We start from the raw sequence: 11,420 nt of genomic DNA, 5'->3' as shown, positions 1-11,420 counted from the left end.
GCCCAATCCCGAACAGTCGGGGGCGGAGCTGATGGAGGCGGTCTATGGGGCGCTGCAGGTGTCGGGCAACGCCTATGTCGAGGCGACCGGCGATGCGGACGGGGACGGGGCGCCGGACGAGCTGTGGGCGCTGCGATCGGACCGGGTGAAGGTGGTTCCCGGCCGATCGGGCTGGCCCGAGGCCTGGGATTATTCCGTGGACGGACGCTCGGTGCGGATCGGGCGGGCGGCGGACGGCTGGGCGCCGGTGATGCACCTGAAGCTGTGGCATCCGCTGGACGACTGGTACGGCCTGTCGCCGCTGGAGGCGGCGGCGCAAGGGGTGGATGCGCACAATGCGGCCGGCGCCTGGAACAAGGCGCTGCTCGACAATGCGGCGCGGCCCTCGGGGGCGCTGGTCTGTGGCGCGAGGAACGGCGAGCGGCTGACGGACGGGCAATTCGAGGCGCTGAAGGACCAGCTGTCGAACGTCTACGCCGGGGCGACGAACGCGGGGCGGCCGATCCTGCTGGAGGGCGGGATGGACTGGAAACCGCTGAGCCTGACGCCGGCGGAGATGGATTTCACGGCCGGCAAACATGCGGCGGCGCGCGAGATCGCCCTGGCCTTCGGGGTTCCGCCGCAGCTGCTGGGGATACCGGGGGATGCGACCTACGCCAACTATCGCGAGGCCAATGCGGCCTTCTGGCGGCAGACGGTGATCCCGCTGGTCCGAAAGGCGGCGGGGGCGATGACGGGCTGGCTGGGCGGACGGTTCGCGGGGTGCGAGGTGCGCGCCGACCTGGACGCAGTCTCGGCCCTGCAACCCGAGCGCGACGCCCTGTGGGCGCGGCTGGAAGCGGCGAGCTTCCTGACGGACGAAGAGCGTCGGCGGATGGCGGGGCTGGGAAGTTGAGTGGCGAGCGGCGAGTGGTCAGTGGCGAGAAAGCGGTGCGTAAGGGCGGCCTGGACGCCTCGTCACTCGCCACTCCTCACTCGACACTTCAAGGAGAGCGACGATGACAGAACATCACATCCGCCGCGTGCCGACGGCCCTGCTGATCGCGGTGGTCGTGCAGACCGTGGGCGGACTGGTCTGGGCGGGCGGGGCGGCGGCGCGGATCGCCACGCTGGAGCAGCGGGTCGGCGAGCAGCGGCTGGTCGCCGAACGGCTGGCGCGACTGGAGGTCCAAGGCGAGGCGACGGCGGCGGCCGTGGAGCGGATCGAGCGGCGGTTGGAGGGGAAATGAGTGGCGAGTGGCGAGTGACGAGTGACGAGAAGGAAGGGACAGGGCGGCGCGGTTCGCCACTGACCACTCGCCACTCGCCACTCCTGATCGAGGGCTACGCCTCCCTGTGGGGCGTGGCGGATTTGAACGGGGACGTGGTGCAGGCGGGGGCGTTCGCCGACAGTCTGGCCCGGACGGGGGCGGACGGGGTGCGGATGCTGAACCAGCACGACGCGCGGGCGCCGGTCGGGGTGTGGGACGAGCTCCGGGAGGACGCGCGCGGCCTGTTCGTGCGCGGCCGGATCGAGGACTGGTCGGCCGAGGCGCGGTTCGCCGGCGCCCTGAGCCGGGCCGGGGCGCTGGACGGGCTGTCGATCGGATACCGCACGGCGCGGGCGCGGCGTCAGGGACGGCTGCGGGTGTTGAGCGCGGTCGAACTGTGGGAGGTTTCGCTGGTGACGTTTCCCATGCTGCCGGGCGCGCGGTTCAGCGTGGTTTTAGGGCGGGAAGGGTCATGAGCGACAACCACGGGGGGTGCATCCGTGCTTTCTCCTCGACGCTGGCCGGCGACGACACGCACCGCAACTGGCCGGCCGGGGTCGGAGCTTCTGGGATGAAAAAACATTCCGAACACGGCAGCCTCCCGGAGTCATCTTGATTTGGGAAGCGAAATCGGACCCGGCAAGTACCGATTGGCACGTTTCGACAACTACCGGTTCAGCGTGGTCTGAAGGACTGGAAGACGCCCTGGCGGTCCAGGCGGGCGGCGAAATCGGCCAGCTGCGCGCGGCCTTTCTTGCCGTGGGCGGCGCGCAGGACCCAGACGACGCCGACCAGGACCATGACGATCGGCAGGCGCAGGGCGAAGACCAGGATCAGGCCGACCAAGGCCGTCGCCAGATAGAGGCCGACGAAGGTCAGGCCGACGGGAGAGATCGGCTCCAGCGTCGGCGCCGCAGCAGGTTGCGAGCCAAGCGGGACGCCGAAGGTTTTGGCGTGGGATTCGGGGGTCGGTTCCTGTTGCAGGCGTTGGAGGACGCCCGTCGGAACGCCGGGTTTCGCGCGCGGGACGGCCGGGGCTTCGGTCTGGCGCGCGGGGCGATAGGGCACGGATCGCCCATGCTCGTCCACCGTGAAGACCTCTTCGACGGGGACGCTGGAGAAGTCGATCACGCGGGTGTCGCGGCCATAGCTCCAGCCGTGCAGGGCCGTCAGCCGGCCCTGGCGCAGTTCGATCTGGAACCCGACGGGGTCTGCCAGGCCCCGGACCACGGCGTGGACCGTGCCGAACAGGCCGGTGGCGTCGGGATTGGCCGCGCGCCGATTGGCGTCGACCAGGAACTGGGAATAGAGGCCCGCGCCGGTGTTGCGACGCAGGCCCGGCGAACTGGCGGCGGCCTGGGCGGCCAGATCGGGCACGCTGTCGCCCATCTGCCAGACCATCGCCTCCATGACGGCGGCTTCGAGCGGCGCGAGGTGGGCCATCAGAATTCGCCGGTCTTGCGTCCAGCAGGACGAGACAGCCATAGCCGCAGGCAGACGACGGCCATGAGTATCGGCGTCAGGCCGCCGAGGACACCCCAGGCGAAGGCGTAATTGCTGCCGGCGGCCTGGGCCCCCTGGTGCAAGGCGCCTCCGGTCAATTTCGCCAGGCCCGTCACGAAGGCGAAGGCGGCGACTATGCCGAAGAAGCGCCAACGCGACACAGTCTTGAGGCCATTTGAGAATGCGCCTGTCGGGAACAGCAAGCTCATCAAGCAGAGCGCGACAAACCACAGACTGGCTTCGTAGACATCGCCGCGTTCGAAGATCGGGGTTGGGAGCATGACAGCCCTCCTTTCGATCCAGGTTAGCGACGGATCGGGCGGCGAACAATCACAGGTTTCGGGCGCGGGCCCGGGACACGGCGAACGCCATCGTCTTGCGCATCGAGGGCGGAGAGCCGGAAAGCGCGGTCGAGACGGCGGTGCTGGGCGGCGCCAACGCCCTGGCGGTCGAGACGGCCGCGGGCTGGGAGGTGATCCAGTACCGGTCGGCGGCGCTGGCGGGACCGGGCGAATGGCGGTTGACGGGCCTGTTGCGCGGTCAGCAGGGGACCGAGGTCGAGATGCGCGCCGGGGCGCCTGTCGGAGCGGCGGCGGTGGTCTTGGACGGCCGTCTGGCGCGGGCCGAGATCGGGCGGGGCGAACGGGGCCTGCCCCTGATCTGCCGTGCGGGACCGGCGGGCGCGGCGCCGGGCGGCGTCGGGTTCACGCAGATCGGCTTCACCCCGGCGGGGGTTCATGCCCGGCCCTGGTCGCCGTGCGGCCTGAGCGTCGAGAAGACCGCGGCGGGGCGGAGGGTGCGGTGGACGCCGCGTGTTCGGCTGTATGGCGACGGCTGGGACGGCGAGCCGGCGGCGGTCGATCCCTTGCGGTTCCGCGTCCGGGTGCTGGACGAGCGTGGCCTGCTGCGGACCTTCGAGACGGAGGAGACCAGCCTGCTCTATCCGGCCGAGGCGTTCGCGGCGGATTTTCCGTTGAGGGCGACGGGCGGCGCCCGGATCGCCGCCGCCCAGTGGGGCGAAGGCTTCGGCTGGGGCGCCGAGGCGGAAATCGGCCTGGTCTGACGAAATATGACGGGCCCGGCCCTTTGCGGGGGCGGGGGCATGGCTTAACTGACGGCCCATCGGTTTTCAGTTGGAGCGACAACGGACGTGGCAGGCGATCCCTACAAGGAACTGGGCGTTTCGAAGGGTGCGAGCGCGGACGAGGTCAAGAAGGCGTACCGAAAGCTCGCCAAGGAGCTGCACCCGGACAAGAACCCCGGCGACAAGATCACCGAGGACAAGTTCAAGCGTGTGACCGCCGCCTTCGACATCCTGGGCGACAAGGAGAAGCGCGCCAAATACGACGCCGGCCAGATCGATGGCGACGGCAACGAACAATATCGCGGCTTCGGCGGAGGCGGCCGCGCGGGCGGGAATCCGTTCGGCCAGGGGGGCAATCCCTTCGGCCAGGGCGGCGGATTCGCGGGCGGCGGCGGGCCGGGGGGTCGGGCCAGCTTCGACGGCGTCGACCTGGACGACCTGTTCGGCATGTTCGGCGGGGCGGGGCGTCAGCGCGGCGCGCGGGACTTCGCCGCGCGCGGCCAGGACGTGAAGGCGACGCTGGACATCAGCCTGGAAGACGCCATCGCCGGCGCCACGCGGCGCATCCAGTTCTCAGACGGACGCACCCTGGACGTGACCATCCCCAAGGGGGCGTCCGACGGCCAAACCATCCGTCTGCGCGGCCAGGGCGCGCCGGGGCGGGGCGCCGAGAACGGCGACGCCCTGATCGAACTGCGGATCGAGCCGCATCCGATCTATCGCCGCGAGGGGGCGGACCTGACGATGGACTTGGCCGTGTCGGTTCCCGACGCCGTGCTGGGGGCCAAGGTGCGGGTGCCGACGCCGGAAGGGGCGGTGCAGATGACCATTCCCGCAGGCTCGAACTCGGGCAAGGTGCTGCGGCTGAAGGGACGTGGGGCGTTCGACAAGGGACGGCGCGGCGACCTGCTGGCCCGGCTGGTGGTGACATTGCCGGACGAGCCGGACGAAGCGCTGACCCGGTTCGCCGAGGACTGGCGGGCCAAGCGGCCCTATACGCCCGGGCGCTGAGCAGGCCGCCGCAGGAGACGATCATGACAGCGAAGCCCGATGCGAAGCCGGCGCGGCCGTGGTTTTCGGCCGGTCCGACGGCGAAACGGCCGGGCTATGCGCTGGGCGGCCTGCCGTCCGATCTGCTGGGGCGGGGCATTCGCGCGCCCGAGGTGGTGGAGCGGTTCGCGCATGGCCTGCGGCTGACGCGCGACGTGCTGGAGGTCCCCGACAGCCATGTCATGCTCTATACGCCGGGGTCCGACACAGGCGCGGTCGAGGCGGCGCTGTGGGCGATGCTGGGGCGGCGGCCGGTGCAGGTGGTCGCGTTCGAGAATTTCGGCCTGACCTGGCTGGCGGACGTGAAGGATCACCTGGGGCTGGAGCCCGAGGCCCTGACCGCGCCCTGGGGCGAACTGCCCGACCTGTCGCAGGCCGACTGGTCCAAGGACGTGGTGTTCCCGTGGAACGGCACGACCTCGGGCGTGCGGGTGCCCGACGCCGACTGGATTCCCGACGACCGCGAGGGGCTGGCCATCTGCGACGCCACCTCGGCCGCCTTCGCCATGACCCTGCCGTTCGACAAGCTGGATGTCGTGACCTTCAGCTTCCAGAAGGCGCTGGGCGGCGAGGCGGGCATAGGCGTGATGGCGCTGTCGCCGCGCGCGGTCGAGCGGCTGGATACATACCGGCCCGAACGGCCGATCCCCAAGCTGCTGCGGTTGACGGACGGCAAGGGCCGGTTCGACCGGGCGCTGGCGGACGGGGTGGCGATCAACACCTTCTCGATCCTGACCATAGAGGACTGGATCGACGCGCTGGAATGGGCGCGGGACGTGGGCGGGTTGACGGAACTGATCCGCCGCACGGACGCCAACTACGCCGCGCTGGCGGACTGGGTGGGGCGATCCGGCTGGATCGACTTCCTGCCCGAGCGGCCGGAGATACGCTCGACGACATCGGTGTGTCTGAAGTTCGTCGATCCGCGCGTGACCGGGCTGGACGACAAGGGGCAGAAGGCCTTCGTCAAACGCTTCAAGGCCCTGCTGGAGGGCGAGGGGGCGGTGTTCGACATGGAGCCGCATCGCAATGCGCCGCCTGGGTTGAGACTGTGGTGCGGTTGCACCGTCGAGACGGCCGATGTGATCGCCGCGACGCCTTGGCTGGAATGGGCGTTCGAGACGGCGGTCGCCGAAGTCGGATAAATCCGCCTGACAGGACGACACCGGACGATTCCCCCGCTATAGGCTGCGCCCGCATTCAAGTGCGGAGAGTGAGCTGTCCAACCGCGCCGACATGGTGGTGCGGTTCCAGGGCGGGCACAATGCGGGCCACACCCTGGTCGTGGACGGCAAGGTCTATAAGCTGGCGCTGCTGCCTTCGGGCGTGGTCCAGGGCAAGCCGTCGATCATCGGCAACGGCGTGGTGGTCGATCCCTGGCATCTGGTGGGCGAGATCCAGAAGATCGAGGCCCAGGGCGTGGCGATCAGCCCCGACATCCTGACCATCGCCGACAACGCCTGTCTGATCCTGCCCATCCATCCGGCGCTGGACGTGGCGCGCGAGGCGGCGGCCAGCGCGCCGGGCGCCAAGATCGGCACGACCGGACGCGGCATCGGCCCGGCCTATGAGGACAAGGTGGGCCGGCGCGCCATCCGCGTCTGCGACCTGGCCAACGAAGACGACCTGAAGGTCAAGATCGACCGGCTGCGCTCGCACCACGATCCGCTGCGGGCCGGGCTGGGGCTGGAGCCGATCGATCCCGATGCGCTGTTGGCCCAGCTGCTGGAGATCGCGCCCAAGATCCTGCCCTATGTGAAGCCGGCATGGCGCGTGCTGGACCAGGCGCAGAAGGCGGGCAAACGTGTGCTGTTCGAGGGCGCGCAGGGCGCGTTTCTGGACGTGGACCACGGCACCTATCCCTATGTGACCAGCTCCAACACGGTGGCGGGGCAGGCGGCGGCCGGATCGGGCGTCGGGCCGCGCGGCGTCGGATACGTGCTGGGCATCGTCAAGGCCTATACGACGCGGGTGGGCGAGGGGCCGTTCGCCTGCGAACTGAACGACGCGGTGGGCGAGCATCTGGCGACCGTGGGGCGGGAGGTCGGGGTGAACACGGGCCGGGCGCGACGCTGCGGCTGGTTCGACGCCGTGCTGGTGCGCCAGTCGGTGGCCATCAACGGCATCGACGGCATCGCCCTGACCAAGCTGGACGTGCTGGACGGGTTGGAGACGCTGAAAATCTGCGTCGGCTATCGGGTCGACGGCGAGGTTCTGGATTATCTGCCGAGCAGCCTGAAGGCGCAGGGCGCCGCCGAGCCGGTGTTCGAGGAACTGGAAGGCTGGAGCGAAAGCACGGCCGGCGTCCGCAGCTTCAAGGATATCAACGCCAATGCGATCAAATATGTGCGGCGCATCGAGGAGCTGATCGGCGCGCCCGTCGCCCTGCTGTCGACCAGCCCGGAGCGGGACGACACGATCCTGATGCGCGACCCCTTCCAAGGGTAAGGCGACGCAATTGTGCTTATTCAACAGGCCTTAACCGGGGCCAGGTAAGGATAACGGCTCCAGGAAGGGAGCCGACCGTGTTCGCCGCCAACGCCAAAACCCTGAGCCGCATCGAACCCGCCGTCCGACGGGTCGTCATCATCGACCCCAATCTGTCCGCCACGCGCCTGCTGACCGACATCATGAAGGGGATGGGCGCCCGCGAAGTCTATTGCGAGACGGACGAGGAGCGGGCGCTGGAACTGTTGCGCGACGTCGAGCCGGGCGTGATCTTCACCGAACGGTCGGGCGAGACGCTGAACGGCGAGACCCTGGCCCGGCGGGTGCGCCGCTCCAGCATGTCATGCCGGATGTCGCCGATCATCATGGTGACGGCCGAGGCCACCGCCGCCGCCATCAAGGGCGCGCGCGACGCCGGGGTGCACGAGTTCCTGCGAAAGCCCTTCACGACCGGCGACCTGTTCAAGCGGGTCGAGAACGTGGCCCTGAAGCCGCGTCCGTGGATCGAGGCGGTCGGCTATGTCGGGCCGGACCGCAGACGATTCAACTCGGGCGAATACACCGGCGCCAAGAAGCGTCGCAGCGACGGCGCGGCCGGCGGGGCGGCGGAGATGCGCGACCAGGCGACGCGCATCCTGATCTCGGCCATGAACCAGTTCGAGCAAGACCCCTCGCAGGCCACGCGCGCCATTCGCCAGCAGGCCGAGACGCTGAACGGCCTTGCGGTCAAGGCGGCGGACCCCAGGCTGGCGATGGTTGTGGCGACGCTGCAGGCCTATCTGGCGACAGGACAGGTCACGAAGGCCGGCCTGATCCAGCCGGTGAACGCCGTGGTGGCGGCCGCCCGCGCCGCCGACGCCGCATCGACGCAGACGGCGCCCTTGGCCCAAGCCTGCTGACGCAGAGCCGGAGCGCGGTCAGGCGTCGACCAGATTGCGTTCTTCGGCCGCGGCGCGCATGGCCTTCTGCAGCTTCTCGAAGGCGCGGACTTCGATCTGACGCACGCGCTCGCGCGAGACGCCGTACTGGCCGGCCAGTTCTTCGAGGGTGACGGGATCGTCCTTGAGGCGGCGTTCCGTCAGGATGTGCTTCTCGCGGTCGGTCAACTCTTCCATCGCTTCCTGAAGCAGGCTCATGCGGATGCCCTTTTCCTCGTCGTCGGCGAGTTGGGTTTCCTGAGAGACGGCCGTGTCGTCGGCCAGCCAGTCCTGCCATTCGCTTTCGCCATCGACGCGCAGGGGCGCGTTCAGCGAAGCGTCGCCGCCGAGCCGGCGGTTCATGTTGGTGACCTCTTCCTCGCTGACGCCCAGTTTGGTGGCGATGGCGGCGAGGTGTTCGGGATGCAGGTCGCCGTCCTCGAAGGCGGAAATCTGGCTCTTGGCCTTGCGCAGGTTGAAGAAAAGCTTCTTCTGGGCGGCGGTGGTGCCCATTTTCACCAGGGACCAGCTGCGCAGGATGTATTCCTGGATCGAAGCCCTGATCCACCACATGGCGTAGGTCGCCAGGCGGAAGCCCTTGTCCGGGTCGAATTTCTTGACGGCCTGCATCAGGCCGACATTGCCCTCGGAAATCACTTCGCCGATCGGCAGACCATAGCCGCGATAGCCCATGGCGATCTTGGCCACGAGGCGAAGGTGGGAGGTGACGAGACGGTGGGCGGCCTCGGGGTCCTGGTGCTCGGACCAACGCTTGGCCAGCATGAACTCCTCGTCCTTGGTCAGCATCGGAAACTTGCGGATTTCCGTCAGATAGCGCGACAGGCCCTGTTCGGGCGACATCACCGCGAGCGTGTTGTTGGCAGCCATAGTAAAGGTCCCTCCGACCGTCTTGAACGAGCGGGCACTTCGTCATCGGCCACGTTCGTGCGCCGACGCCTCACCCCTCAACCGGTCAAATGGCGATGGGTTGCGGCCATTGTTAGAGGCGGATGGTCACACGAAGGCGTGACCGCAACCCCGGCGCCACTCGCGCCAGCTGACGTCGAATGTAGGGACTGGTCCGTTTCCATTCAAGACGCGCGTTCTCGGTGGTCAAAGCCCCAGTATGCCGCGATAGGTCGGGTGAACGACATCGGCGTGCTCGGGGTGTTTCTGCAGATAGGCCGAGAAGAAGGGGCAGACCGGCAGGATCAGCAGGTCGCGCGCCTTGGCGTCGGCCAGGACGTGTTTGGCCAGGCGGCTGGCGATGCCCCGGCCCTCCAGCCGCTCGGGCGTCAGGGTCTCGGTGATCATCAGATTGGGCGGCGACAGATTGTAGGTGACGACGGCCACGTCGCCGTCGACGGGCAGTTCGTAACGCTTCAGTTCGGCGTTGTCGCGGATGTCGGGATCGAGCATGGCGGTCCTTCAGAGTTCGCGGAGCAGGGCTTCGAGCGCCAGCATATCGGCGGGCGGCGCGGTTTCGAAGCGCAGGCTTTCGCCGGTCACGGGATGAACGAAGCCCAGGACGGCGGCGTGCAGCGCCTGGCGGGTCAGGCCCGCCTGGGCGATGGCGGCGCGGACGGGCAGGGACGGGCTGCCCGAGCCATAGGTCGCGTCGCCCAGGATGGGCGCGCCCCTGGACGACAGATGCACGCGGATCTGGTGGGTGCGGCCGGTATGCAGGGTGCAGGCGACGCGCGCGGCCAGGGGCGGTCCGCCGACGCGGGCGGGTTGGCCGAAGGCGGCCTGAACGACATAGTCGGTGATCGCCTCGCGGCCCCCGGCCTTCAGGACCGCCATCTTCTTGCGATCGCCGGTCGAGCGGCCGATGCGGGTCTGGATGCGGTCGGTCGCGGGCGAGGGGGCGCCCCGGGTCAGGGCGATATAGGTCCGTTCGATGTCGTGACTCGAAAACAGAGCCGACAGACCGGCGTGGGCGCGGTCGCTCTTGGCGGCGACCATGACGCCGGAGGTGTCCTTGTCCAGCCGATGCACGATGCCGGGACGAGCCACGCCGCCGATGCCCGACAGGCCAGCGCCGCAATGGGCCAGAAGGGCGTTGACCAAGGTGCCGTCTGGCGTGCCGGGCGCCGGATGGGCGGCCATGCCGGCCGGCTTGTCGATGACGATCAGGTCCGCGTCCTCGAAAAGAACGGTCAAGGGGATGGCCTGCGGCCGGGGCGCCGCCGGGGCGACGGGGGGCAGGGTCACGGCGTAGAGGCCGGGCCGGGCCTTGGCCGATCCATCGGTCACGACCACGCCGTCGCGCCTGACCGCACCCTCGGCCAACAGGGCCTGGAGGCGAGCACGCGACAGGGCGGGGAAGGCGTCGGCCAGGGCCTTGTCCAGCCGGACGCCGGACGCGTCGATGCGCGCCTCCGGCGCCTCGATCGAGGCCGCGGCGGGGGACAGGTCGTCGTCGTCGATCGGATCGGGATCAGGCACAGTTCTCCCTAGCACGACGGACGGCTTGCGCGAGGGCGCGCAGCCGGTCGATAGTGACGTCAAGGACGCGGGGACATGCGATGACGCGACTGAGGATCGCCGGTAGCGTGCTGGCCGTGGCGGCGCTGCTGGGCAGTTGCACGACCATGAGCAAGGACCAGTGCCTGGCCGGCGCCTGGGGCGAGAAGGGATACGCCGACGGGGCGGCGGGCTATCCGATCAGCCGGCTGGACGACCACGCCAAGGCCTGCGCCAAATACCAGGTCGCCCCGAACCCGGCCGCCTATGAATCGGCGCGAGAGGACGGCCTGAGGTCCTACTGCACCTTCGAGCGGGGCTGGGCCGAGGGACGGGCGGGAAACGCCTATTACGGCGTCTGCCGGCCCGAGGAGGAGACGGTCTTCATGCCGGCCTATCGCGACGGCCTGCGGCTGTACGCGGTGGAGGACGCGCTGCGGACGGCGCAGGGCGCGCTGAGCAGCGCCGAGGCCCGGATCGACAACCGCCAGGACAAGCTGGAGGCGAAGGAACGCGAACTGGCCGGCGAGGGGCTGACCGAGGAGGAACGCGGGCGAATCCGCGAGCGAATCCGGGAGGTGCGCGGCGAGATCAGGGATGCGCGCCGCAGCGCCCGCGAGGCGCGCGACGCGCAGGACCGCGCTGAATGGGACGTTCGCCGGGTGCGGCGGGAACTGGCCGACCGCTACCCGGTCTAGCGCC

Annotated in this window: 14 protein-coding genes; 9 read left to right on the top strand and 5 right to left on the bottom strand. The window is 69.4% G+C overall.

Annotation, left to right across the window (positions count from 1 at the left end):
* The 3 genes from DI624_RS02710 to DI624_RS02700 all read left to right on the top strand — a co-directional run.
* Window positions 1–895: phage portal protein (locus DI624_RS02710; protein ID WP_291535850.1), on the top strand; the 895-nt coding region annotated here is incomplete at its 5' end.
* Window positions 896–998: 103 nt separating this feature from the next.
* Complete coding sequence (locus tag DI624_RS02705) at window positions 999–1,229, top strand: hypothetical protein (protein ID WP_153926101.1); 231 nt, start codon at window positions 999–1,001, stop codon at window positions 1,227–1,229.
* A gap of 83 nt (window positions 1,230–1,312) precedes the next feature.
* Window positions 1,313–1,726, top strand: a complete 414-nt coding sequence (locus tag DI624_RS02700; RefSeq protein WP_291535861.1) for an HK97 family phage prohead protease — start codon at window positions 1,313–1,315, stop codon at window positions 1,724–1,726.
* 199 nt (window positions 1,727–1,925) lie between these two features.
* On the opposite strand, the gene DI624_RS02695 is transcribed toward DI624_RS02700, so the two are convergent.
* Window positions 1,926–2,693 carry a hypothetical protein gene (locus tag DI624_RS02695; protein WP_291535849.1) on the bottom strand — a complete coding sequence of 256 codons (768 nt, stop codon included), beginning with the start codon at window positions 2,691–2,693 and terminating at the stop codon, window positions 1,926–1,928.
* Window positions 2,693–3,034, bottom strand: a complete 342-nt coding sequence (locus DI624_RS02690) for a hypothetical protein (protein WP_291535848.1) — start codon at window positions 3,032–3,034, stop codon at window positions 2,693–2,695. Before DI624_RS02690 ends, DI624_RS02695 begins: the two co-directional genes overlap by 1 nt.
* A gap of 95 nt (window positions 3,035–3,129) precedes the next feature.
* Between DI624_RS02690 and DI624_RS02685 the strand changes: the two genes are divergently transcribed.
* From DI624_RS02685 to DI624_RS02665, 5 genes are all read left to right on the top strand, one after another.
* The gene (locus DI624_RS02685) at window positions 3,130–3,816 is read left to right on the top strand and encodes a hypothetical protein (RefSeq protein WP_291535847.1); all 687 of its coding nucleotides are present in this window, start codon (window positions 3,130–3,132) and stop codon (window positions 3,814–3,816) included.
* Window positions 3,817–3,903: 87 nt separating this feature from the next.
* The gene (locus DI624_RS02680) at window positions 3,904–4,848 is read left to right on the top strand and encodes a DnaJ C-terminal domain-containing protein (RefSeq protein ID WP_291535846.1); all 945 of its coding nucleotides are present in this window, start codon (window positions 3,904–3,906) and stop codon (window positions 4,846–4,848) included.
* Window positions 4,849–4,871: 23 nt separating this feature from the next.
* On the top strand, window positions 4,872–6,032 hold the full coding sequence (locus DI624_RS02675) for a phosphoserine transaminase (protein ID WP_291535845.1): 1,161 nt from the start codon (window positions 4,872–4,874) through the stop codon (window positions 6,030–6,032).
* A 43-nt stretch (window positions 6,033–6,075) separates the two neighbouring features.
* Entirely contained in the window at window positions 6,076–7,335 is a 1,260-nt protein-coding gene (locus DI624_RS02670; RefSeq protein WP_291535860.1) for an adenylosuccinate synthase, read from the top strand.
* A gap of 77 nt (window positions 7,336–7,412) precedes the next feature.
* Window positions 7,413–8,234 carry a response regulator gene (locus tag DI624_RS02665; protein ID WP_291535844.1) on the top strand — a complete coding sequence of 274 codons (822 nt, stop codon included), beginning with the start codon at window positions 7,413–7,415 and terminating at the stop codon, window positions 8,232–8,234.
* An 18-nt stretch (window positions 8,235–8,252) separates the two neighbouring features.
* On the opposite strand, the gene rpoH is transcribed toward DI624_RS02665, so the two are convergent.
* The 3 genes from rpoH to DI624_RS02650 all read right to left on the bottom strand — a co-directional run bounded on the left by rpoH (window position 8,253) and on the right by DI624_RS02650 (window position 10,667).
* Window positions 8,253–9,140 (bottom strand): RNA polymerase sigma factor RpoH, encoded by an 888-nt coding sequence (rpoH, locus tag DI624_RS02660; protein WP_291535843.1) that lies wholly within the window; start codon window positions 9,138–9,140, stop codon window positions 8,253–8,255.
* Window positions 9,141–9,365: 225 nt separating this feature from the next.
* Window positions 9,366–9,671, bottom strand: coding sequence for a GNAT family N-acetyltransferase (locus DI624_RS02655; protein ID WP_291535842.1), 306 nt, complete (start codon window positions 9,669–9,671; stop codon window positions 9,366–9,368).
* Between the two features lie 9 nt (window positions 9,672–9,680).
* Window positions 9,681–10,667 (bottom strand): RluA family pseudouridine synthase, encoded by a 987-nt coding sequence (locus tag DI624_RS02650; RefSeq protein ID WP_291535859.1) that lies wholly within the window; start codon window positions 10,665–10,667, stop codon window positions 9,681–9,683.
* A 113-nt stretch (window positions 10,668–10,780) separates the two neighbouring features.
* Here DI624_RS02650 and DI624_RS02645 point away from each other — a divergent pair, with 113 nt between their 5' ends.
* Entirely contained in the window at window positions 10,781–11,416 is a 636-nt protein-coding gene (locus DI624_RS02645; protein WP_291535841.1) for a DUF2799 domain-containing protein, read from the top strand.
* Window positions 11,417–11,420: the final 4 nt, after the last annotated feature.

Source organism: Brevundimonas sp., assembly GCF_003248455.1.
Classification (GTDB): Bacteria; Pseudomonadota; Alphaproteobacteria; order Caulobacterales; family Caulobacteraceae; genus Brevundimonas.
This window is presented reverse-complemented; position numbering and strand designations above follow the sequence as displayed.